The organism is Parapedobacter flavus (genome assembly GCF_035818675.1).
Lineage (GTDB): Bacteria > Bacteroidota > Bacteroidia > Sphingobacteriales > Sphingobacteriaceae > Parapedobacter > Parapedobacter flavus.
In genome coordinates, this window is the sequence record NZ_JAYKZZ010000004.1 from 1 (window position 1) to 25,330 (window position 25,330).

Here is a 25,330-nt window from a genome sequence, read left to right on the forward strand (position 1 = left end):
TTACCAAACCGGAGAAACACCGGTATACCACTCGTCGCCGGTCTTCGCAGACCTGGCCCCGGGTGAATACCTGGTGCAGATGCGGTCGTTGACGATTGATTGCGAAGCATCGGCCGTGGCGGTAACCGTCAACGCAGCACCCGAGGTCCCTGCGGCCCCGATGGCCGAAGACCAGGCCGTATGCGCGGAAACGCCGCTGCAGACGCTGACCGCTGTGGCCACCGTTCCCGAGGGCACGACCGTGTTGTGGTACGATGCGGCGACCGGCGGACAGGTGGTGACCGATCCTACCCTGAATACGGTTGGAACCGTTACCTACTACGCGGAAGCCAGCAACGGCGACTGCGTGAGCGAGACACGTACGGCGGTAACGCTCACCATCCATGCATTACCAACGATCATCATTACGGATCCGGCGGTAGCCTGCGCTGGCGTAACCATCGATCTGACGGCTGCGGCCATTACGGTGGGCAGCGATGCCGGATTGACGTATAGCTATTACACGGATGCTGCGGGTACCAGCCTGGTGGAAAACCCGGCTACTGTTGCCCTATCCGGTGTTTACTACATCCGTGCGACTGATCCGGTGACGGGTTGCAGCACCATTGCACCGGTTACGGTAGAGTTTGTGGACCGGCCTGTGGTGGTTGTGACCCATCCTGATTGTGTAGTAAGGGCAGGAACGATAACCATCACCGAACCCTTGGGCGCTGGTTTCGAATATTCGATCAATGGCGCGGATTACCAAGCGGAGCCATTGTTTGAAAATATAGTCCCCGGCACCTACCGCGTCACAGCGCAGCATGTGTCGGTACCGGGATGCGTGAGCGGGGAAGTCGAGGTAACCATCAACGCGACCCCGACAACGATTATGCCCACGGTGGTGCATCCGGAATGCGGGGAGACCACGGGCGCCATCGAGTTCCCCGTTGATACGGATTACGAATATGCGGTGTACCGCACCGGAGAAACACCGGTATACCACTCGTCGCCGGTCTTCGCAGACCTGGCCCCGGGTGAATACCTGGTGCAGATGCGGTCGTTGACGATTGATTGCGAAGCATCGGCCGTGGCGGTAACCGTCAACGCAGCACCCGAGGTCCCTGCGGCCCCGATGGCCGAAGACCAGGCCGTATGCGCGGAAACGCCGCTGCAGACGCTGACCGCTGTGGCCACCGTTCCCGAGGGCACGACCGTGTTGTGGTACGATGCGGCGACCGGCGGACAGGTGGTAACCGACCCGGTTTTGAGTGCGGTTGGAACCATTACCTACTACGCGGAAGCCAGCAACGGCGACTGTATAAGTGAGACGCGTACAGCCGTAACACTGACCATCAGCGCAACCCCGGTTATCGATCCGTTGGAAGACGCCGTGGTATGCGAAAGTTATACATTGCCCGATATCACGGGAACGAACCTGACCGGGGATAGGGCTTTTTATACCGAAGAAGGAGGAGCCGGTACACGGTACGAAATCGGCGAAACGATCGCTACGGCAGGAACCTACACACTATATGCCTATGCAGCCACGGCGGCAGGCTGTACCGCGGAAACGGCGTTCACGGTGACGATCACGGAAACGCCGCAAGCGGGGCAAATAGGCGCTGACCAATCCGTCTGCGTTGGGCAAACATCGGCAGCGTTGGTTTCGGTCATAGCCGGCAGCGGTTCAGGCACGGTTGGCTATCGCTGGGAGCAATCTGCGGATGGAACGACTTGGTCCCCCATCGATGGGGCAACGGGTGCGGCATACCAGCCCAGAGTCTTGGAGGCGACCACGCATTACCGCCGGGTTACCGTGACGGTAGTGGGCGATGTGGTGTGCGAATCAGTGCCTACTCCTGCCGTAACCATTACGGTCGTGGAAGTGCCGGTAGCCAACGCGGGTGCGGACCAGACGAAAGCTGTGGATCCGGTGTTCACGCTAGACGGCAACAGCCTTGCCGGTACGACGGGAACCTGGACGGTGGTTTCGGGAACACCGGCCGTTACCTTTTCTGATATTCAGGACCCGCAGGCAACGGTGTCGCTCACACCGGGTACATCCGTAACCCTGCGGTGGACCCTTGGCAACGGCAGCTGCGAGGCTTTCGATGAGGTGGTGCTTACGTTGCTACCGGAAGTCAAAGCGGACCTCGGGGTTACCAAAACAGTGGACAATGAGTCGGCGCTGGTGGGGAGCACCGTGGTGTTTACCATCGAAGTGACCAACGTAGGGCCTGACGGCGCCACCGGTGTGGAAGCGTTGGATAAGCTTCCGTCGGGCTTTACCTTCCTGTCTGCGGAAGCATCGGCAGGCTCCTATGATGAGGCTTCGGGCATATGGACGATCGGTTCACTCGCCAATGGCGAAACGGAAGTACTGCGGATTACGGCTTCGCTAAATGCGGAGGGCGAATACCTGAATGATGCCGAAGTGTACGGCAATGAAGATGATCCCGACGCGGACAATAACGAAGCCCGGATTTCGGTCACCCCAATACATCCGCCGCAGGCGATTGATGACAAGATAGCCGGAAACTCAAACAAGGGCCTGATGATCTCGGTATTGGCCAACGACAATGAACGTAGCTATCCGCTGGATCCATCGACCGTGCAAATTGTTACCCAGCCGCAACACGGTACCGCCACCGTCGGTACGGATGGCACCATCTCCTATATATCCGAACGTGGCTACGTAGGTGAAGACCGGTTTACTTACCGCGTACAGGATAGTGAGGGCCATTGGAGCGATCCGGCAGAGGTGGTCATCGGGGTAGCCGCTAACCCGCTGCGCATACCGAATATTTTCACGCCCAACGGTGACGGCCAAAACGACCGTTTAGAAATCGAGGGCATTGAAGGGTACGACCGGATTGAGCTTGTGGTGTTCAATCGCTGGGGTAACGAAATCTATCGCCATAACAAGTATGACAATACATGGGACGGAGCAAACATCCAAGAGGGCACATATTACTATATGCTGACATTGCATAAGGGTAATGATAGACAGGTGGAAAAAGGATGGATCGTCTTGAAAAAGCAATAATAAGGGATAAGACGTAATCATTCGGACCAATCAATACGATGAAGATGAGATATATTAAGATAATCACATGGTTGTTGGCCATAGGGATGCCAGGTGCGCTCCGGGCCCAGCAAAACATCCAATTTACGCAGTACATTTTCAATTCAATGAGTATCAATCCTGCTTATGCGGGATATAAAGAAGAATGGTTTGGCCAGCTGGGCATGCGCAGCCAGTGGGTCGGCATCGACGGTGCCCCGCAAACGGCATTGCTGTCGGTAGACGGATTGCTGGACCAGGCCACCTATAAGCGGCACGGACTGGGTATACAGCTCACTACGGACCGGCTGGGGCCACAGTCGGCCAACTCGGCTTATCTGAATTACGCCTTCCGGCTGAGACTGGATGATGAAGATACCCAACGGTTGAGTTTCGGCATCGGGGCAGGAGTGACACAATACGGCCTGAACGGCGCTTTACTCGACCCCGTTAGCGTGGGAGACCCCATCGTACCGCCCAACCGCATTAATAACTTTATTCCGGATATCCGTTTCGGCATCTATTATTACAACCCCACCTGGTATGCCGGTATCTCGGTGATGGACCTGTTGTCTGGCGACCAAAGCAATAATATCTTCCGGTGGGATAACACCACCACAGATAATATCCGGCGTAAACGCCACATCTATTTCATGGGTGGAGCGCTTGTCAATCTCAGTGAGGGTACCCGCCTCCGGCCGAGCCTGCTCATAAAAGAGGATTTCAAAGGGCCAACCAGCTTGGATTTGAATGCGATGTTCGTATTCGGTGACCGCTTTTGGATCGGAGGTGGCTGGCGTACGGGTGTCACGGTATTCAAGAAGGATTTCGAACGCCTCTCAGGAAACAAGTTAAGTAAACAGAATTCGGTTTCGGCGATAACACAGCTCTACGTGACACCCCAACTAAGGGTGGGTTACTCGTATGACCATATCCTCAGCCAATTAAGTGGCGTGCAGAATGGATCGCATGAGGTGACGCTGGGCATCACCTTTGGGCCTAAAGACCGGCGACTATTGAGTCCAAGGTTCTTCTAGGAATTTTTATTGCATGTACCGGGTTATGTTATTGGAAAGGATTACACGGTTCTTAGATGGGACAAACGCGTTCAGGTACACCCGAAGCGGTCATTTGATAGAAATTTGGTTAGCACACATGGAGGAATTGCCTGTTGTCGTGTCTAAAATCAATAGCAGCCGATACATTGTCTCTTCGGGAAATTTGATTTATGAGATGACAGACGAGGAGAAAGCATACCGTTACATCCTTCGGGTATTTGTGGTCATGGATAGTACCCGTTGAAGCATTTTTACGATAATAGTAAATTAGTTATGAAAGCAACATTACAGCCAAGGATTCGTTTTTATCTCGTTTTCTTTCTTACCGTCATCCTGTTATTGACCAACGTATTCACATACGCCCAGGAGCAACTCGGTTTGCGCGACCGGGCGGAACAGGCATTCCGAAAATATGAGTATGCAAATGCCGCGGCACTTTATGTGAAACTGGTCGATAGGAAGAAGCCCCATGTGGCCGATTTGGAGCATCTGGCGTATTGTTATGTACAGATGAAGGACTATGAAGCGGCGGAGAACTGGTACGCCCGGGTGGTGACTACGGAATCGAGCGATCCGGAGAACCTGATACACTACGGAGAGGTGCTGAAAATGAACGGCAAATATGCCGAAGCGAAGAAGCAATTGGAAGCGTATGCCGAACAATCGAACGACCGGGACAGGGTAGCTGTACAGCTGGCGGGCTGCGATTCGGCCATCGTATGGATGGCCGACCCCACGGTGCATAACCTACGCAACGAGGGGATAAATACATCCCTGTCGGAGTTTGCCGTATTCCCCGTGGGTGATAAGGTGTACTACGCAGGCGAACCCGATGCGCATATGCGGGGCGTTGGGACATACGGTTGGACCGGCAACTCCTTCCTACGGGTCTACACGGCCGATCGGGGCACGGACAACATGCTTTCGGATGCGGTGATAGCCGTTGACGGCATCAACAATGCGCCATTCCATATGGGGCCTGTTGCTGCCAATGCAGAAGGTACCACGCTGTACGTGACGCGTACGTATGCCGGCAAAGAGGGGAACGTATCCCGGGAAGAACGGCGCAAGTACCTGACCAATACACTCGAACTTTATATATACACCCAGGGGGATGACGGTAGCTGGCAATCGGCCCCTTTTCCATATAATAACGTGGAGGAATACTCATTGGGCCACGCAGCGGTCAGTACGGATGGGAACGTCTTGTATTTCGTGAGCGACATGCCTGGTGGACAGGGCGGCACGGACATCTGGTACAGTGAAAGGCAAACCAATGGAGGCTGGGGAACACCGGTAAACGCGGGGGGAACCGTAAACAGTGCGGGCGATGAATTTTTTCCGAATATCGGCCCCGACGGCACGCTTTATTATTCGAGTGATGGATTTGCAGGCATGGGCGGATTGGATGTATTTGAAACAACAGGCAGCAGGCAGCAATGGACCTCGCCCAGGAACTTACGGTTTCCAGTGAATTCAGCCGGTGATGATTTTGCATATCTGCTCACTTACGAGCGCGAGGAAGGTTTCGCCGGTTATTTATCTTCGAACCGGAAAGGCGGCATAGGCGGTGATGACGTGTATTCGTTTACGTTTGAAAAGCCGAAAATAATCATCGTTCTAAGAGGTACGACAGCCGACAAGCATACCGGCCAGCGCCTGGCAGAAGCAACGGTAACGCTTTATGATGGCGACCGTGAAATCATCGCAAAACGGAATAGCGATGGTAAGGGGACCTTCGAGTTTATACTGGATAAAGGGATGTCGTACACGGTATTGGGACAGAAGGCGGGCTACCATGCCGACTCGGCCAAGGTGAATACGCTGGGCATCACCACGTCAGACACGCTAGAGGTGGCCTTGCTGCTTGAGCCGGTTTTCGAGGTGGGCAAGACCTTCGAACTGGAAAACATCTATTACGATTTCGATAAGCACAACATCCGTCCGGACGCTGCGGCCATATTGGATGAGCTGGTGCGCACACTGCGTGACAACCCCACCTTGAAAATCGAGCTTTCGAGCCATACCGACAGCCGCGGCAGCGATGCCTATAACATGGCACTGTCGCAGCGGCGTGCACAGGCCGCGGTGGATTATCTGGTTAGCCAGGGAATAGCGCGCGAAAGGATGGTGGCAAAGGGTTACGGAGAAACGCGCTTGGTGAACGATTGCGGCAACGGTGTGCCGTGTTCGCGCGAGCAGCACCAGGCCAACCGCCGTACGGAAGTGACCGTATTGGCGTATTAGGATGTCAACTGAATCGGGGATTTTTTAGATATTTTAACTGATGACAATTATGGCTTTGAAAATTGACGAACGGGATATAACGATCAATGGGCAGGCGAAACAACTGGTTTTTGTAGCCATGGAGGGACGCGAAGGTTGTCGGGTCGCTATCGAGGCCAATCTGGGGTTGACAGGGTTCGGAGCAGACAAGTCAGACCTCATTGCCGACATCAAGGATAAGGTGCGGCAGTATTTCAAAGCAGACTTCAAAGGCCAAATTCGGTTACGCGAATTCACCGACACCGTCATCGACTTTTGATGGCAGCTTTTCTCATTTACCGCCAACCCCCGCCCAACGCCTTATAAAGCGTTACCTTGGCGTTGAGCTGCTGCTGTTTCACACTGACCAGATCCAGCTCACTGTTGAGGGCATTGCTTTGGGCCGTAATCACCTCGAGGTAGGTCGCCTCACCGGCTTTGAACAATAAGTTGGCATTTTTGACGCCAAGCTGTGCCGTGGCTACCCGCTGCTGGGCGATACCGAGTTGCTCATTGAGCTTGTCGATCATCACCAGCGCGTTGGTTACTTCGTGCACGGCATCCATCACCATATATTGGAAGCCGATTTCGGCCTTATCACGCTCCAGTTTGGCTACCTCATGCTGGGTCTTGAGTTTCCTGCCGTTGAATATGGGCTGTGTAACGCCACTGATAAGTCCGCCAAACAACGCCCCGGGTATATTGAACCAATTTTGAGGCAACATGGCATTAAGGCCGCCCGATGCTTCGATGGTCAGCGTAGGGTAGCGGTAGGCTTGAGCCACGCCCACCTCGGCATTGGCGGCACGCAACGCGAGCTCTGCCTCGCGTACATCCGGACGGTTGGCCAGCAGCTGCAAGGGCACCCCACTATCGTAAGTTTCCTGCATGTGCCAGTCGGTCAGGGCGGACGACCGGTATACACCGCCCGGCATACGCCCCGTGAGTGCCATCAATGCATTTTCCTGAATAGCGATCTGTTGTTCCAGCTCGGGTATGAGCGATGCGGCCACCAGCTTTTGCGATTCGGTCTGCTGGATGGCCAACGAGCTCACCTCACCGGCGTCGCGCTGGAGCTTCACAATCTGCAAGGTGCTATCGCTGAGCCGCAGGTTGCGCTGGGCTACTTCCAACTGGCCATCCAGCGTGAGCAAGTTGTAATACCCTTCGGCGATAGCGGCCACCAAGCTGGTTTGGATGGCTTTCCGGGCCTCAAACGTTTGCAGGTATGAGGCATAAGCGCCCTCTTTCTGCCGGCGCAATTTCCCCCAGATATCCAGTTCCCAGCTCATATCGATGGATGAGAAATATTGCGACTGTAGCACGTAGAGATTTTCCGGTGGCGTACCGTTGCCCCCGCGTTCATACCAGCCCGAAGAGGGGGAGGAGTAATAGTCGCGCGACCGCCATTGATGGTTCGTGCCGGCCAGCTCGGCACCAATTTGTGGTAAGAATGCCGCGCGCGACTGCCGTACGGACTGGTTGGCGATTTCGATGTTCTTCAATGCCGTCTGCATGTCGAAATTGTTCGCAATGGCGCTGTCGATGAGCATGGTGAGCATGCTATCGGTAAAAAAGTCGTACCATGGGATGTCGGCGATGTTCACCGAATCATCAAGGGCGCTTTCGTCGACGACCGTACCACGGAAGGTATCGGTAAGGTCCGTTTCAGGGCGCACATAATCGCGCCCCACTTTACATGACGATATCAGCAGCGAACAAATCACCGCCATAAGACCAGTTTGCCAAGTTAGCTTCATTCTTCTTCTTTCGTAGTCAACTTATTTTTAACAACTTCGTCGAGGTGCTTGAAAACGACGTATAGCACGGGGATGATGAAGATCCCCAAGGTTACACCGAAGAGCATACCCCCGGCGGCGCCAAAGCTGATGGAGTGGTTGCCTTGTGCCGATGGTCCCACGGTCCACATGAGCGGCACCAGACCGGCAATAAACGCCAGCGAGGTCATCAGGATGGGGCGCAGGCGCATGCGCGATCCTTCCAGCGCCGACTCGACAAGGCTTAGTCCGGCGCGGCGTTGCTGCACGGCAAACTCTACGATGAGGATGGCGTTTTTTGCCAGCAGGCCAATAAGCATGATGAGTCCAACCTGCACATAGATGTTGTTTTCCAATCCCACGAGGTTCACCAGCGTATAGACACCGATAAGCCCTACGGGAACGGAAAGCATTACGGCCAATGGCAAGATGTAGCTTTCATACTGTGCAGCGAGCAGGAAGTAGACGAAGATGATGCTCAACGCGAAAATGAGGAATGTTTCGTTTCCCGATTTCCGTTCTTCCAAACTCATGCCCGTCCACTCATAGCTGTAGTTGCCGGGTAGGTACTCAGCGGCGGTTGCTTCCATGGCCTGCATGGCTTCGCCTGTGCTGTATCCCTCGGCGGGCGTGGCGTTTACGGCGATCGCATTATAAAGGTTATACCGGTTCACCACTTCGGGGCCCATTGCCTTCCGCAGGGTGATGATGGTGTTGGCGGGTACCATTTCGCCGTTGCTGTTGCGCACGAAGATGGATTTGAAGGACTCCGGGTCTGTGCGGTAATCAAAGTCGGCTTGCATATATAGTCGGTACTGACGCCCGAAACGGTTGAAGTCGCTCACGCGCACGCGGCCGTAGTATCCTTGGATGGTGCGCATCATATCGTTGATGCTCACGCCCAGCGCCTTGGCCTTCACAGGGTCGACTTCCAGTACATACTGAGGGAAGTTGGCGTTGAATGTGGTGTATGCCGACGCGATTTCGGGTCGTTTGCCCAATTCGTGGATGAAGGTGTCGGCTACGGCCCCGAAATCCCACATCGACCCACCCATGCGGTCTTGCAGTACGAACTCGAGGCCCGAGAAGTCGCCGAATCCTTGGATAGTTGGCCGTGGGAAAACACTGAACTTGGCATCGGTAATCTGGGAGAGGTCGCTGCGGATGGTATCCATGACAGCGTTGATGTTCCGGATGTCACCGCGCTCGCCGGCAGGCTTCAGCTGGATATAGCCCACGGCGAATGCCGAGCTGGCGCTGGCGTCGATGGCGTTATAGCCCGACACGGTGGTCATGCCGGCAATGGCCTCTCGCTTTTCCAAGATGCTGTCTGCTTTGGCCAGTGCGTCGGTGGTACGGGCCAGTGATGCCCCGGGCGGCATGGACAGCGAGTACGTCACGAAGCTGTCGTCTTCTGTAGGGATGAAACTCGTGGGTGTCCGGTTCATCAACCACACGCCAATGACGGTGACCAGCGCCAGCCCGCCAAAGGCAAGCACCTTGCGCCCGATCAGGAAACGGATGGCACCTATGTATTTGTGGGTCATGGTGTCAAATGCCGTGTTGAAGGCGCCGAACAGTCGTGAGGTAAAGTTGCGGCTCCTTTTTTTCTCCGCGTTGTTGCTTTCGTCCATGGCTTCCAGTTCGTGGTCCTTCGGTTTTTTCAGCAACAACGCGCACAAGGCGGGGGTAAGCGTCAGCGCATTCAATGCCGAGATCAGGATGGCTGTCGCCAAGGTATAGGCGAATTGTTGGAAAAACACACCCGATGGCCCCTGCATGAAACCCACCGGAAAGAACACCGCTGCCATCACCAGCGTGATGGAAATGATAGCTCCCGTAATTTCGCCCATGGCGGCGTGGGTTGCTTTGCGTGGACCCAATTTTGTGGAGTGCATCTTCTGGTGCACCGCCTCCACCACCACAATGGCATCGTCAACCACAATACCGATGGCCAGCACCAGTGCAAACATGGTCAGCACGTTGATCGAGAACCCGAACAGCTGCAGGAAAAAGAATGTGCCGATGAGCGATACCGGGATGGCGATGGCCGGTATGAGTGTGGAACGGAAGTTCTGCAAAAAAATAAATACGATGATGAACACCAGGATAACGGCCTCGAAGATCGTATGTTTTACCTGATCGATGGACTCATCGATCTGGTCGCGCACGCTGTAGGAAATCTCATGGTGGATATTGTCGGGGAAATCCTTGGAGAGCCGCTCCAGCACCTCCCGGATGTGGATGTCGATTTCGCGGGCATTGGAGCCGCTGGTCTGGAGGATGTTGAGCGTAAGTCCCGGGTAGCCGTTTACTTTGTTATCGCTGCCCAGGTTGGTGGCTCCCAGTTCGGTGCGGGCAATGTCCTTGAGGTAAAGCACCGAGCCGTCGGGGTTCGTCTTGATGACAATCTGTTCGAACTCTTCGGGCAGTGTAAACCGGCCTTCGTGCCGCAGGATGGTTTCAAAGGCCTCGTTGGAGGTTTCGCCGAATTTACCGGGGGCGATCTCGAAATTCTGGTCGCGGATGGCATCGCGTACATCCTGGGGTACCAAACCATAAGAGGCCATTTTTTCGGGATTGAGCCAGGTACGTATGGAGTAGTCGCGCGCACCTACCCGGCGTACTTCGCCCACGCCATCTACACGCGCAAGCTCACGCATCAGGTTGATCTGTGCGTAGGCCTGCAGGAACGTTTCATCATACAGCGTGTCGGGATGGTCGCTGAAGATGTTAATGGTCATGATGATGCCGCTTTGGCGGGGTTCCACCGTGATGCCCGACTCGATCACTTCGGCGGGAATACGTGAGCTGGCTTTAGATACCCGTGTTTGCACGTTTACCGATGCCTGGTCGGGGTTCGTTCCCGTTTTGAAAAACACCGTGATTTTACCAGATCCGGAGTTGGTGGCCGACGACCGGAGGTACGTCATATTGGCTACACCATTGATGGCTTCCTCGATGGGAAGCAGTACGGCACCCGCCACCGTCTCGGCGTTGGCGCCGGGGTAGGAGGTCGAAACCGTTACACTCGGCGGTGCGATTTCGGGAAACCGCGTGATGGGCAGTTGCCACATCGATACCAATCCGAGGATAACAAGCAGCGTAGAGATTACGGTAGCTAATACCGGTCTGTTGATGAATGTCTTGAGCATACAGTCGTTCTATGATAGCACACCGCAAGCGAGCGCGAAACGAGCCCGTAGCATCGTGCTATGAAGTCAATGAATAATAATCGGGAAACTATTCGGCCGTGGTGGCGGGAACATTCAGCGGTTTGATGACCATACCATCCGACAATTTGTCCACTCCGGAAAGGACAATCCGGTCGCCGATGTTGACCCCGCTATTGACCATATAGTGGTTGCCACTTTTGCCGGCAACCTCAATGGCCTGCCGTTTCACGGTGTTGTCTGCGGAAAGGGTATAAACGAACACCTTATCTTGCAAATCGGTAGTTGCCACTTGGGGTACGGTCAATACGCCGGGTTGGCGCTCTTCCATTTTGAGGGTGCCGGTGTTGCCCGAACGCAACACGTCGTTTGGATTGGGGAAGGTAGCACGCAGGCTGATAGACCCGGTGGTGCGGTTCACCTGGCCGTTGATGGCGTCGACCACGCCCTGCTCGGCATACGTCGACCCATCGGCCATCACCAACGATACATTCGGAATCAGTTGGGTGGTGTCGGTCGATTCCTTGGTCGAATCTTGCTTCCCGTATTTCTTCCGGAAGTAAAGGAAGTCAGATTCGCTCATGGCAAAATAAACATACACTTCGCTGATGTCCGAAAGCTCGGTCAGAGGGTCGCTCTTGCTCACCAGGTTGCCGATCCGTTTAGGAATACGGCCGATATATCCGCTCACGGGGGCCTTGATGGTCGTAAATTCTAGGTTGATGCGAGCACTGGCTACGGCGGCAGACGCCTGGTCGAGCGAGGCTTTGGCCACATCGTAATCTGATTTTGCCGTAAGCAGCCGCACTTCGGATATCACGTCGTTTTCAACCAATGGTTTCAACCGTTCGACTTCCAACTTGGCGTTTTCGAGTTTGGCCTTCTCCACGTTTTCGTTGGCCACGGCGTTGTTCAGCTCCTCTTGGTAGGGCTGTGCGTTGATCTTGAAAAGTTTTTGCCCTTCCGCAACGAAAGCGCCCTCGTCGACATATATTTCTTCCAGAATACCCTCAACCTGGGGACGTATTTCTACATTGACCTTGCCCTCTATGGTGCCCAGATAGTCTTTTACCGTCACGGCGGTGGTGGTATCAATGCGCTGCACAGGGAGTGCGATCGCGTTATCTTTGCCGTCGGTTGTCTTAGACGATCCCGTGGAACAGCTGAAAATGGCGAAGAGCAATAATGCCATTAAAACAATGGCTATTAGTGTTTTGGTGTTTAATCTGATGGATGTGTTCATGTTCGATTATTTTGTTGTCCTAGTATCTATTTGTTAACGGTGCGGCCATAGGGTGCTTTGTTTCCGTTGCCTTAGCCGCCTATGCAACGAAATTCAGAATGCATGCCAAAAGCGGGTGACGGCCTGTGGCAAACATTTCTTCATGTACTGGTGTTATTGCTTTCGACATGGAGTTGGTATATCATATACATAAAGCGCAAAGCCCAATTATCGCGGCTGCCATCCACGATGGCCATCTGATTGCAGCACCGTTGCTCGATTACATGCATTTGCAGGAACATGAGCGTTTCCGCGAGGAAGACCCCTACACGGCCTACCTGGCCAACATGCCCGCAAACCGCATCCTCGTACAGACCTCCCGGTTCCAGACCGATTTGAACCGGAGACGGGAAGAGGCCGTATACCGGGAGCCGGATGATGCCTGGGGGCTCACCGTATGGCAGCCCACGTTGCCTGAACGCATGGTGAACCAGCTGTTGGTGGAATACGATCGGTTTTATGCCGATGTGGCGGAGCTGATCCAGGGGACCATCGCTCGCTTCGGCAGGTTTGTGGTGCTCGATATACACAGTTACAACCACCGGCGCCGCGACCCTTCTACCGAGGCGACCATTGGCGAGAACCCGGAGATTAATATCGGAACGGCACACAACCATGAACAATGGAAGTGGCTGGGGCAGCAGCTCACCCGCTTTCTGGCCCACCACCAAATCGATGAGCTGTTTGTCGATGTACGCGAGAACGTCAAGTTCAAGGGAGGTGGTTTCTCCGAATGGATCAACCACCACTACGGCGAATATGGTTGCGTGCTGTCGCTGGAATTTAAAAAAACATTTATGGATGAATGGACGGGCCGCGTAGCCATTGGGCACCTCCGCCAGTTGAGGGCTATGCTCGCTGGATGTGTGCCATTCCTCTTGGATAAACTCGATGAGATCGTTAAACCCGTTTACCCGCATGGCCACTGACACCAACAAACACATAAGCCGTATCCGCGCCAAGTTGAAAAAAGGACAGCCCCTGCGCATGGCACTGCCTTGCGGGGGTGAACTTCACATCGACCGGCCGGTACCCTACCTATTGGTGTACCGCGTGCCGCCGAATGGTGAAGATGCGTTTACATCCACACTGGGGAAAACGGAATCGGCGTACTTGGTGGCGCCAGATACCGCCGAATGCCCTACCACGCCCATTGTACGTGAAATAGCGGGAATGATGGCCGACCAGTTCGGGGGCTTTATGCTGCTGGAAGTGTGGCTCTCCGAACAGAGCGACTCGCCTACATTTACCATCCACCTGGGCCAAAAGAGCGCCCTGGCGGTTGCCGAGAAGCTCCAGTCGGAATTGCAGGGGATGCGCCTTCCGCAACTGCCGAACATTGAAATCGATCTGGCAAAAGGCAAGAAATTGCCGGCACCGCCTTACTACAATCAACTTTTCGAAGCCGAAGAAGCGCGCAAACGTGAAATCATTGTCATCGGATTGGCCATTTCCCCGGTCTATATCAACGAGCAGACGGGTGCGCCGTATCCGCTGTTCCTCCGTGCACTGCGCGAAAGCTTCGGTAAGGCATTGCGAAAGAGCTTCTTTGAGTTTGTACGCATGAAAACCTCCTATAGCGCGGCGCACTTCGAAATGCTGGGTACTACGGAGTTGCACGACGGCGTATGGGATATTGACGAGCGCCTCGCCGAGTACAGTAACCTCTTTGACTTCCTGCTCCTGGTAACGCCCATCAATACGCAAGACGCATGGAAAGGCTTCGCCAAGAGCAAGTACCGTAGCAATCCGGTGTTCCACTACCGGCCTATGCCCATCGACCCCGAATTGATTAAGCGGAAACTGTATAACCTCCCGATAGAAGACCTCGCGGACCCGACCATTGGATACCTTTTCCGCGACAAGCGGAAGGAGGTAGACCGTATGCTCAACATGTTGAGCGACCGCGATAAGCCCGATTTTGTTTACAGCAGCCAACAGCTTTTTGGCAATATCGAGGAAGACCTATTAGAGACCGCGCAGGCTATCCTGGTGGCATCCGAACGGCCACAGCAACCGGCCGACGAACCCGAAATGATCGATGCCGAAGCGTTTGCGGCACTGGCCAAAGTCGAATTGGACTACCTGAAGCAACAATACGACGCCGTATCGACCGCAGTACGTGTGCGCGATGACGTGGAGGGTGTCATGGTGTCGCGCGGTACACTCAACATCAGCAGCCGCTACCGCATATCCAAAACGCGCGCATTCGCCCTGCTGCAGCACGAAGTGGGAACGCATGTGGCCACGTATTACAATGGCAAAGCACAACCATTCCGGCTTTTTTACGTGGGCGTGCCCGGGTATGAACAGCTGCAGGAGGGCTTGGCGGTGCTTAGCGAGTACATTACCGGTGGCCTCACCAACCAGCGCATGCGCATCCTTGCGGCGAGGGTCGTCGCCGTGCACCATATGCTCGGGGGGAATTCGTTTGCCGATACCTTTGATATGCTCACCGAGAAATATGGTTTTAAACACGAGACTGCCTTTCACATCACCATGCGTGTGTACCGCGGGGGCGGGCTTACCAAAGATGCGGTGTACCTCAAAGGTCTCCTGAATGTGATCGAATACATCAAACAGGGGAAGGATATCGGCCGGTTGCTCGTGGGGAAAATCAGGCAGGACTACCTGCCCATCATCGATGAGCTGATGCATCGGCAATTGCTGAAACCATCGCCCTTACGGCCCAAGTTTTTGGAAAAACCGTACATCGATAAAATCGAGGAAATAAAAAAGGACGGTACGGTGTTCAAGATGATTAATTAACGGGGTCTGCGGGCACGAGGCAAACAAGCAAAACGGCAGATCAAAAAAAAACGGAAAAGCAAATAACAAAATAAAATGACCATCACATTCATTGTCAATCAGGTGCGTAAAGAAGTGGCTGGGTACACCACTACAGCGCTGGCTTATGAGGCCCATAAGCGTGGCCATACGGTGTATTACGCCGGGGTGGGCGATTTAGTGTATCTGGCCAACGGCAAGATCGGCGCGCATTGCAGGGAGGTGCCCAATCGGGAATTCCGCTCGCTGAATACCTTCTTGGAAGCAGTGGTTGCCGAGGAAAAGACGCTCAAAAGTACCAAAAACTGGGATGTGCTCTGGTTGCGGAATGACCCGGCCGCCGATATGGAAAACCGCCCATGGGCGCAGGATGCTGGTGTACTGTTCGGACAGCTGGCCAGCCAACAGGGGGTGTTGGTGCTGAATGATCCGGTAGGTCTGATTAAGGCATCCAATAAAATGTACCTGCAGTATTTTCCCGAATCCGTGCGGCCCCTGTCGGTCGTTACCCGCAACATGGCTGATGTGGAAGCGTTTTACCGCGACCAGCACCACCGGATCATCCTGAAACCCCTCAAAGGGTCGGGCGGGAAGAATGTTTTCCTCGTCGATAAAAAAGATAACAAAAACCTGAAGCAGATCGTTGAGGCCATATGCCGCGATGGGTTCGCTATTGCCCAGGAATACTTGCCCGCAGCGAAGAAAGGCGATACCCGCCTGTTTTTGATGGATGGCGAACCGATTGTAATCGGTAAAAAGGTAGCGGCGATTCAACGGGTGCAACAAGCCGGGGAAATCAGGAGCAACATCCATCGGGGTGCGAAGGCAAAGCCCGCTTCCATGACCAAAGAGATTCAGACCATCGTGGATGCGGTAGGGCCACTGCTGCGCGACGACGGGATGTTTTTGGTGGGACTGGATATTGTAGGTAACAAACTGATGGAAATCAATGTGTTCAGCCCCGGCGGACTTATCCATGCTAGTGAGTTCCACGGGGTGGATTTTATGGAAGAAGTGATCACAGCCGTAGAGAAAAAGGTCGCTGATATTGGGGGAAATGCCTAAGTTTGAGGATGCATGTGTTGGCGAAGAGCCCCATCGATATACTGCAGACCGTAGGCACCTTTATCTATCAATGGTATTGGATTCCGCTTTTGGTGGTGTATCTGGCCGTCATCGCTACCATCCTGATCGAGAACCGGAACCCATCGAAAACCATCGCTTGGATTCTCATCATTGTTTTCATTCCCATCGTGGGAGTCATTATCTATTATCTTTTCGGCCAAAAGTTCCGTAAAATTAAGGTGTTCCGGGTGCAGGACCGCGAAAGGCACGCCCGGCTGGTCCGCTTCTGGGAACAGCTCAGTCCGCTTATGGATGCCAACCTTGTCGTTTTAAAGCAGTCGATAGGCCAGCTGAGCCGCGTATTTACCTTTCTGAAAAACCAGCAGGTGGCACCTCCCACGTTGCACAATGAAGTAAGGTTACTGATCAACGGTGAACAGAAATTTCCGGCACTGATCGAAGCTATCAAGTCGGCGCAGCACCACATCCACCTGGAATATTATATTTTCGACACCGACCGCATCGGTAACCAGCTTATCGAGCTGCTTGCCGAGAAAGCGTCTGCCGGCGTAGCGGTTCGGATCATAGCGGACGACTTCGGATCGCCAGGCCTCAATAAGCAACGTAAGCGCTTGGCCAAGGCCGGCCTGGCGTTTGTCGCATTCCTGCCCGTTACCTTTACCTCGCTAGCCAACGGTAACTACCGCAACCACCGAAAAATAGCCATCATAGATGGCCATACTGCGTTTGTGGGGGGTATCAACATCAGCGATAGGTACATCAACGATGTCCAACAACCGTTGTATTGGCGAGACACAGCGGTACAGATCCGCGGGCAGGCGGTTAAGGGGTTGCAGACCCAATTTTGGGTCAATTGGCACTTGGCAAATGGACCGTCCTTCAGTTTGCGTGATGGTTATTTTTACACGGCACCCGTAGTGCCTACGGGCTCGGCAGCGGTGGGTTTCGCGTTTTGTGACCCCGGCTCCATTGCGCCGTTCAACATGGAGGCGCTCCTGATCGGGATAGCCGAGGCCGAAGCGTCCATCCAATTATGTACCCCTTATTTTATTCCCAGCGACGAACTAAGTACCGCCCTCCAGTTGGCCGCCGCGTCGGGGGTGAGGGTGGAACTCATGCTGCCCGCGCGGTCGGATTCCTTGCTCGTGCAGCATGCTTCCTTCTCGTTCCTGAAGCCACTGTTGGCGCGTGGCGTATCGGTATACCTCTACGAGAAAGGGTTTTTGCATGCCAAGACCGCCTGCATTGATGGTAAACTGGCGTATATTGGCACGGTTAATCTCGATATCCGTAGCTTCTACATCAATTTTGAGGTGAGCGCCATTATCCATGACGAGGCGCTATGCAACGATTTGAACAGACAGTTCGAGCAAGATAAGCTGGATAGCACGCATGTTACCCTGGGCGACTGGATCGCCCGCCCCCGATGGAAGCGTGGTATCGACTCCCTATGCAGGCTACTCGCCCCGTTGCTTTAAATCGCAGACCACACGCGTTATTAAATGTTAAAATTTGGCGAAAACGCCCGAAAAAAGATATATTAGCGGCTTATTGACTCGAAATATGATGGGAATGAACCGTATCGCGAAATTACTATGCTGTGCCTTTTTTGTCTGTTGCCAATCCATCCAGCTACAGGCCCAACAAGATAGTATCAGCGTGAACACCCTTGTTGAGAAAACGCAGAAATTGCTCGAAGCCTATCCCATCGAGAAGGTACATGTGCATTTCGATAAGCCATACTATGCCGTTGGCGATACCCTGTGGTTTAAGGTCTACCTTACCAGCAATATGTACAATTACGAGCTGAGCAAAGTGGCCTATGTAGATGTGCTGAACGGAAAGGATTCGCTGATGCAAACCATGCGGATCCCACTGACCGACCGTGCGGGCGATGGGCATCTGGTGCTCGATCAGGAATGGTATACCCAGGGGAATTACCGCTTCAGGGCATACACCAAATGGATGGCCAATTTTGACCCGGCGTATTTCTTCAATAAGATTGTCCCTATCGGTGATGTGCTCAACAACAACCTGCATTATACCATCTCATTCAACGATATGAGTAAAGGGAAAAATGCCCGTACCCAAGCAGTGATCCAATTCAAGAATAGGGAAGGAAAGCCGTTGGCCGACCGGAAGTTGACCTGGGCGGCCGTAGCCGGTTGGGAACCGATAGATGATGGGAAAGCGGAGACCGATGCCGTGGGTAATGTGATTATCAATATCAACGGGAAGGACCGGGACCTGCTGCGCGCGGGTAACCTCCATGTGTCGGTAGAGCCAGAGGGAAGTGGAGAACCCATGCTCGGCCGTTTCCCGCTGCGCAGTGCACTGTGGGATGCGGATGTACAGTTTTTTCCGGAAGGTGGTGATTTCATTGCGGGCCTGGCCAAGAAAGTAGCTTTCAAAGCGGTGGGGAGCGACGGGCGTGGCCTGTCGGTCACCGGAAATATCGTTGATCAAAGCGGAAACGAAGTGGCCGCGATAACCGGTACGCACTTCGGGATGGGTTATTTCACGATGGCGCCCGAGGCGGGAAACCAGTATACGGCAAAACTGACGTTCGAAAATGGGGAAAGCCGCGAGTATCCTTTGCCCGCGGTCGTCGACCAGGGAATCAACGTCACCGTGTTGAAATCGGATACTTCCCAATTGCAGCTGGGTATTGTCGCCAATAGCCGTTTCCATAGCGCAAATAATGGCAACGCCTATTACCTGATTGCCCAAGCTAACGGTATCCTCTGCTATGCAGCGCAGGCGGTTTTACGCAACGAAACGATAACGGTGAATTTGCCGACGGATCGCTTCCCCACCGGTATTGCCCAACTCACCCTATTCAACTCGGCGGGAAAGCCGCTCAGCGAACGGCTGGTGTTTGTGGAAAATCTCAAGCCGCTGGATATCGCCGTGAATACCGATAAAGCGGCCTATGCTGCTAAGGAGCTGGTAAGCCTGGGCTTAGCCGTGGACAACAACGGCACACCCACCGTGGGGAGCTATTCGGTGTCGGTGGTCGATGAGACCAAAGTGCCCGCCGAAGGAAGCCGTGAAACAACCATCTTGAGCAACCTGCTGCTCACGTCCGACCTTAAAGGTTATGTGGAAGCCCCCAACTATTATTTTATCGAACAGGATGCCGAAAAACGGGATGCTTTGGATGCCTTGTTGCTTACACAGGGATACCGTCGGTTTTCCTACGCCGATGTGGTGGCCGAAAACTACCCTACCGTGCACTTTTTCCCCGAGCAGGGCATCGAGATATCGGGCATTTTGCGACTCAATAACGGTAAGCCGGTGGCCAATGGCGGACTGTTGTTGTCCATCCCCGATAGGAGCTTCAAAACGGATATGTATACCGACGAGCGCGGGCGCTTCGTGTTCAAGGATTTACAGTTTACAGATTCCTCACGGGTAACCATCAACGCCCGTGGAAATGATAATTACCGCAACATGGTCATCAACGTTGATCCTACGCAATTTCCGGGGATAGATACCACTGCTTACCGGGCCAACAATGTGCTGAATATCGACCAACAGTTTGCGGGCTATCTGGATAACAGCCGCAACGAATACCGTACCTCTATCGTGCTGGAAGAGGTGGAAGTAACGGCGTCTGCGCGGCCCAGTTTTTCACATAAAGACTATTCGGCCCTTTCAGGTTTGGGCATGGCCGACCACCAAATCACCGCCGATCGGCTGAAGGGTTGTAATAACCTGATCATGTGCTTGCAGACCGCCCTCACCGGCATCACCTACGATGCGCAGAGCCAACTCTTTTTCATCACCCGCGATTACAACGCCGGTGGCCGCATTCCCGTGCAGTTTTTCGTGAACGGCATGGCCATGGACGTGCCCGCATTAAGCGGAATCATGCCCACGGAGGTGGAGGGTATTGAGATTTTCCTCCGCGACGAGCTGGGTACCGTGAGCCGCATGTACCAGAATAACGGGGTGGTATCTATTTACACTAAAAAGGTGGAAAAAGCACCGCGCATGTCGCTCAGCCAGATAGAAAGTTTGCTGCCAAAAAGCAACATCATTGACCTGACGCCCCTCGGATACGTGGAGGAACGCAAGTTCTACACGCCCAAGTACGATACCCCCGAGCGACGCGCGGTTAATGACATCCGTACAACCGTTTACTGGAATCCCGACGTGAAGACAAGCGAAGACGGCAAGGTTCAACTGACGTATTATAATGCCGACGGCACGGGCAGCTATCGGATTGTGGTAGAAGGTGTCGACGTGAACGGCAATATCGGTCGCGCGGTATACCGATATACCGTTAACTGATACAAGTATAGATGATATGCGGAAAATCATCCATATCGATATGGATGCGTTTTATGCCTCGGTAGAACAACGCGATTTTCCGGCGTATCGGGGCAAGCCACTGGTGGTGGGTGGCCCGCCCACGAGCCGCGGGGTGGTCGCCACGGCGAGTTACGAAGCCCGTAGCTACGGCATACACTCCGCCATGCCATGCAGCAGGGCGATTAAGCTATGCCCCCATGCCTTGTTCGTGCCGCCACGGTTTGATGCATATAAGGCTGTTTCTGCCCAAATACGTGAAATATTCAAGCGCTATACCGATCTGATCGAACCCCTGTCGCTTGATGAAGCCTACCTCGACGTAACCACCGATAAACAGGGGGTAGGCTTTGCCATCGACATCGCCCAGCGCATCAAGGCGGCTATCCGCAGCGAGCTCCGGCTTACCGCATCTGCAGGGGTGTCTGTCAATAAGTTTGTCGCAAAAATAGCTTCTGATATGGACAAGCCGGATGGCCTTACATTCATTGGACCATCGCGGGTGGAGCGATTCATGGAACAACTTCCTGTCGAGAAGTTTTTCGGCATAGGTAAGGTTACGGCCGCCAAGATGCGGCAGTTGCAGCTGTTCACGGGTGCGGACCTTAAACAAATGGCCGAGGCGGATCTGGTACGGCTGTTTGGAAAGAGCGGTCGCTTCTATTACCGCATCGTGCGCGGCATAGACGACCGCGTGGTGCAGCCCAACCGCGAGCTGAAATCGCTGGCGGTCGAAGATACGTTTTCTGCCGACATCGACCGGTTGGATATCATGGAAGACGAGCTGAATAAGATTGCCGTAAAACTCACGGGCCGTTTGCAAAGCCGCGACCTGAAGGGGCGCACCTTTACGCTGAAAGTCAGGTTTGCCGACTTCCGGCTAATTACCCGGAGCCACTCCTTGCCTTACTATACCGATGCCTTTGACGACGTGTTTACATTAGCCTCCCAGTTGCTGGGGGCAGTCGTCATCGAAAATTCCATGCCGATACGGCTCCTCGGTATCTCCGCAAGTAATTTCGATCGGGTGAAGCTGGCATCCGCTCAGCTGTCGTTGTTTTGACGGTCTGTGATTCGGAGCGGCTCATCTTCCACTTCTTTTTCGGTCGTGACTACCTTGACTGCGTATGACGAGGGCCACACACCCTTGCCATATTTTAATGCGTAGGCTTTCGTGAATTCGGCCCCGAAATACAGGATGGCCGCTGAATAATAAACCCACAACAGGAGGACGATAATGGCACCGGCAGCGCCATAAATAGAAGCAGGTGCACTGAATTGCATGTAAAGGGCAATAAGATACCTGCCCAGCATAAACAGGGCCGCGGTAAAGAGGGCTCCGCCGACCACATCCCTGAACCGCATCCGTGCATCGGGAAGGAAATGGAAGATAAAAGCAAAAAGAGCCGTAATCACCACGAGTGTGAGCCCAACGTTGACCCACTCGACGACGATGACCGATATATCGGGGAAATAGCTGGTAATCTGCGAGCTGAGGGCCATTACCAGCCCATTGGCAATCAGCGATACGATCAGCAGGAAGCCGAGCCCAAGTACCATGGAAAGGGAGAGGGCCCGGTCGATCAGCATTTTCAGCCAGCCTTTTTTTGGCTTCGGGCGCACGCCCCATATCCGGTTCAGGGAATCTTGTATCTCAACGAAGATGGTGGTCGACCCTACAACCAACGTGCCGATGCCCACCGCGATACCGATGCCTGATTTGTCCGAAACGCTGATGTTCGTAATGATTTGCTGGATCTGGGTGGCGGTTTCCGGACCGAAGATATTGGCGAACTCATCGAAAACCTCGGCTTGCGCATCCTGTGGACCGGCTAATAATTCACCGTAAAAAAAGCCGACGGTCCAGATCACGATAAGCAGCAGAGGGGCGATGGAAAAGATGGTGTAATAGGCAAGCGAGGCACTCATCTTCATTCCTTTGTCATCGGAAAACCCCGCTGCGGTATCTTTAAGCAGGTGAAAACTATCTTTGTAGAATTGGGCACGGAAAAGTTTCATATCGTCAGCTGTACGTTCAGTTAAGAAACCATTGAACCGCGAATTAGTTTTCTTCGTAGATGCCGTTAATGGCTTCTTCGTGCCGCTGCAGTATCGCTTTGCGCTTCAAGCTAAGCTTCGGCGTCAGCTCGCCGGCATCGATGGTCCACGGGTTGGCAAGCAGGATGAATTTCTTCACCTTTTCCCACTGACCGAAACCTTGGTTCAGCCGGTCGACCTCGCGCTGGTATTTTTCGATCACAGCGGTGTTCTTCACGGCTTCGTCTTTTGTGCCGAAAGGGATGCCCTTGATGGTGCACCACTGTTCCAACACGTCGAAAGCAGGAACGATAAGGGCTGCGGGGAATCGCCGGTTTTCACCGATAACCATCACCTGAGCAATCATGGTCGATTCCATGAATTTGTTTTCCAGCACCTGCGGGGCCACGTATTTGCCGCCGGCGGTCTTGAACATTTCCTTTTTGCGATCCGTTACCCGCAGGAACCCTTCGTCATCCAGCTCCCCGATGTCGCCCGTATGCAGGTATCCGTCAGCGTCGATGACCTCGGCCGTGGCCGCTTCGTTCTTATAGTAGCTGCTGAATATGCTGGGGCCCTTACACAAGATCTCGCCGTCGCCGGCAATCTTCACGTCTACATGTTCCAACACTTTGCCCACAGTGCCAAATTTTACGCCGTCAGCTTCCAAGGTGTTCACGGCGATGACGGGCGAGGTTTCGGTAAGTCCATACCCCTCCATCACCGGCATGCCCGCCGCCCAGAATACCCGTGCGAGGCGGGGTTGGAGGGCGGCACCGCCCGAAACAATCAACTGGATATTGCCGCCGAGGGCCTCCTGCCATTTCTTGAACACCAATTTGCGGGCAATGCCCAATTGGAAATCGAACCAGCCGCTGTTTTTGCCAGGCTCCTTATTGGTGAGGCCCAAGTTGAGCGCCCAGAAAAAGAGGTGTTTTTTAAGCCCTTTGAGCGTCTTGCCCTTCGAGACGATTTTGTCATAGACCTTTTCCAACACCCGCGGTACGGTGGTAAACCCGTGGGGTTTCACATCGTTGATGTCTGCCACAATGGTATCCAAGCTCTCGGCATAATGCACTTCCACACCCTTGGCAAAGTATAGGTACACCACCATGCGCTCGAAGATGTGGCATAGCGGCAAGAAGCTGAGTGCCTTTTTGAAGGTGTCGGGCAGCAGGTCGAAACAGTCGTATACGTTGGTCAATACGTTTTTATGGGAAAGGCACACGCCTTTCGGCTTGCCCGTGGTGCCCGACGTATAAATGAGGGTAAGGAGATCGTCTTCACCAACGGCCTCGCGGTAGGGTGTCAAATCGGTGTTGTGCTGTCGGCCTTCATCCACCAAGGTTTGCCATGAGGGTTTACCCGCTACCGGGTCGAATGTATAGATCGGGATGTCGAGGTTGTTTTCGGCCAATGCCTCGGCAATCTTTTCGTGAAGCTCCGTATCGCTGAGGAAAATAATCTTTACCTCGGCATCACTGATGATGAACGAAAGGTCTTGCTTGGAAAGGGTTGGATATAACGGCACCACGGCGGCCCCCAATTGGTTGATAGCGAAGTCGCAGAAGTTCCATTCCGGACGGTTGTGCGACATCAGCGCGATTTTATCGCCCTTGCCGATGCCCTTGGCCACTAATCCTTTACTGAGATCGTCTACGGTCGACAAAAACACTTCGGTCGAATAATTCGTCCATTCGCCACCCGACTTTCCAGCTACCATGAGCGGCTTGGCATAGTGGTTTTTATAATACGTTAATATGTCGAAGATACGGGTGGGTGTTTCCATAACCATTTAGCTAAACTGGTGTCTAATCTCGCCGGAAAAACCATGTCGGCGCATCTAAAGTTAATAAGAATTTCGACGAAATCATAGTTTTCAAAAAAATAGCAGATCTCGGCATCATCTGCCCCTATATTGGCATCTGTTTTGCGCAGATAGCGGCATGAAAACAAAACGGTTGGCCTTATTCATCGCGGTTATTTTTTTAGGGATTGGTAGTCACGGGGCGCTCGCCCAAGAATCAGATAGCTACACGCGGGCGATAGGGGGACGCTTCGGCGTTGCGAATGGGATCACGTACAAGCATTTCCTCAACGACAGCCATGCCATTGATGGCATTATGAATTTCCAGGGCAATAGGAACTTTACCATTTTTAAATTGCTGGGTCTTTACGAAATCCACCAGCCGATCAATTTCGTCGATGTGGAAGGCTTGCGTTGGTACTATGGCTTTGGTGGTGGGTTGGGACATTACCGGTATAAAGATACGGATTCAAGTGGGTTGGCATGGAGTTTCGATGGGGTATTAGGGGCCGATTACAAAATCCCCGAAGCGCCTATCAACCTCTCGCTCGACTGGAAGCCGACCATGGAGCTTACCCCCGAGTCGGGCCTGCGGTTCGATGGTATCGGTTTGTCGATACGGTTTGTGTTTTAATGGTCAATGGTTAATGGTCAATGCCTTTTAGCCGAACGGCAACAATTAATCATTGACCATTAA

General features: G+C 53.6%; 17 protein-coding genes. 12 read left to right on the forward strand and 5 right to left on the reverse strand.

The genetic code is table 11. The annotated features are described in order from the left end of the window. The 5 genes from U9S71_RS03525 to U9S71_RS03545 all read left to right on the forward strand — a co-directional run. Positions 1-3,028 (forward strand): Ig-like domain-containing protein (locus U9S71_RS03525; RefSeq protein WP_326325302.1); only part of this gene is annotated, 3,028 nt, incomplete at its 5' end. A gap of 44 nt (positions 3,029-3,072) precedes the next feature. Then, positions 3,073-4,083 (forward strand): PorP/SprF family type IX secretion system membrane protein, encoded by a 1,011-nt coding sequence (locus U9S71_RS03530; protein WP_326325304.1) that lies wholly within the window; start codon positions 3,073-3,075, stop codon positions 4,081-4,083. Between the two features lie 31 nt (positions 4,084-4,114). After that, on the forward strand, positions 4,115-4,348 hold the full coding sequence (locus U9S71_RS03535; RefSeq protein WP_326325305.1) for a hypothetical protein: 234 nt from the start codon (positions 4,115-4,117) through the stop codon (positions 4,346-4,348). A 29-nt stretch (positions 4,349-4,377) separates the two neighbouring features. Next, on the forward strand, positions 4,378-6,351 hold the full coding sequence (locus U9S71_RS03540) for an OmpA family protein (RefSeq protein WP_326325306.1): 1,974 nt from the start codon (positions 4,378-4,380) through the stop codon (positions 6,349-6,351). A gap of 49 nt (positions 6,352-6,400) precedes the next feature. Further along, the gene (locus U9S71_RS03545; protein ID WP_326325308.1) at positions 6,401-6,649 is read left to right on the forward strand and encodes a hypothetical protein; all 249 of its coding nucleotides are present in this window, start codon (positions 6,401-6,403) and stop codon (positions 6,647-6,649) included. Between the two features lie 16 nt (positions 6,650-6,665). Here the strand turns inward: U9S71_RS03545 and U9S71_RS03550 are convergent, their stop codons facing one another. The 3 genes from U9S71_RS03550 to U9S71_RS03560 form a co-directional block, all read right to left on the reverse strand. Then, positions 6,666-8,102 (reverse strand): efflux transporter outer membrane subunit, encoded by a 1,437-nt coding sequence (locus U9S71_RS03550; protein ID WP_326325310.1) that lies wholly within the window; start codon positions 8,100-8,102, stop codon positions 6,666-6,668. A gap of 23 nt (positions 8,103-8,125) precedes the next feature. Beyond that, on the reverse strand, positions 8,126-11,302 hold the full coding sequence (locus U9S71_RS03555; protein WP_326325311.1) for an efflux RND transporter permease subunit: 3,177 nt from the start codon (positions 11,300-11,302) through the stop codon (positions 8,126-8,128). Between the two features lie 88 nt (positions 11,303-11,390). Further along, positions 11,391-12,563, reverse strand: coding sequence for an efflux RND transporter periplasmic adaptor subunit (locus tag U9S71_RS03560; protein ID WP_326325312.1), 1,173 nt, complete (start codon positions 12,561-12,563; stop codon positions 11,391-11,393). Positions 12,564-12,730: 167 nt separating this feature from the next. Between U9S71_RS03560 and U9S71_RS03565 the strand changes: the two genes are divergently transcribed. The 6 genes from U9S71_RS03565 (at position 12,731) to dinB (ending at position 21,852) form a co-directional block, all read left to right on the forward strand. Then, positions 12,731-13,531, forward strand: coding sequence for an N-formylglutamate amidohydrolase (locus tag U9S71_RS03565; protein ID WP_326325314.1), 801 nt, complete (start codon positions 12,731-12,733; stop codon positions 13,529-13,531). Next, positions 13,494-15,371: a flavohemoglobin expression-modulating QEGLA motif protein gene (locus U9S71_RS03570; protein ID WP_326325316.1), complete on the forward strand. Its 1,878-nt coding sequence runs from the start codon at positions 13,494-13,496 to the stop codon at positions 15,369-15,371. Before U9S71_RS03565 ends, U9S71_RS03570 begins: the two co-directional genes overlap by 38 nt. 75 nt (positions 15,372-15,446) lie before the next feature. Further along, positions 15,447-16,454 (forward strand): ATP-grasp domain-containing protein, encoded by a 1,008-nt coding sequence (locus U9S71_RS03575; RefSeq protein ID WP_326325318.1) that lies wholly within the window; start codon positions 15,447-15,449, stop codon positions 16,452-16,454. An 8-nt stretch (positions 16,455-16,462) separates the two neighbouring features. Then, positions 16,463-17,953 carry a cardiolipin synthase gene (gene cls, locus U9S71_RS03580; protein WP_326325768.1) on the forward strand — a complete coding sequence of 497 codons (1,491 nt, stop codon included), beginning with the start codon at positions 16,463-16,465 and terminating at the stop codon, positions 17,951-17,953. 85 nt (positions 17,954-18,038) lie between these two features. Further along, positions 18,039-20,771, forward strand: coding sequence for a carboxypeptidase regulatory-like domain-containing protein (locus tag U9S71_RS03585; protein ID WP_326325320.1), 2,733 nt, complete (start codon positions 18,039-18,041; stop codon positions 20,769-20,771). Between the two features lie 16 nt (positions 20,772-20,787). After that, positions 20,788-21,852 carry a DNA polymerase IV gene (gene dinB / locus U9S71_RS03590; RefSeq protein WP_326325321.1) on the forward strand — a complete coding sequence of 355 codons (1,065 nt, stop codon included), beginning with the start codon at positions 20,788-20,790 and terminating at the stop codon, positions 21,850-21,852. Here the strand turns inward: dinB and U9S71_RS03595 are convergent. Both U9S71_RS03595 and U9S71_RS03600 read right to left on the reverse strand, forming a co-directional pair. Then, the gene (locus U9S71_RS03595) at positions 21,834-22,808 is read right to left on the reverse strand and encodes a YihY/virulence factor BrkB family protein (protein WP_326325323.1); all 975 of its coding nucleotides are present in this window, start codon (positions 22,806-22,808) and stop codon (positions 21,834-21,836) included. The genes dinB and U9S71_RS03595 overlap by 19 nt on opposite strands. A 43-nt stretch (positions 22,809-22,851) precedes the next feature. Then, positions 22,852-24,615 (reverse strand): AMP-dependent synthetase/ligase, encoded by a 1,764-nt coding sequence (locus U9S71_RS03600; protein ID WP_326325325.1) that lies wholly within the window; start codon positions 24,613-24,615, stop codon positions 22,852-22,854. Positions 24,616-24,772: 157 nt separating this feature from the next. On the opposite strand from U9S71_RS03600, the gene U9S71_RS03605 reads away from it, so the two are divergent. Next, positions 24,773-25,267 carry a hypothetical protein gene (locus U9S71_RS03605; protein WP_326325327.1) on the forward strand — a complete coding sequence of 165 codons (495 nt, stop codon included), beginning with the start codon at positions 24,773-24,775 and terminating at the stop codon, positions 25,265-25,267. Positions 25,268-25,330: the final 63 nt, after the last annotated feature.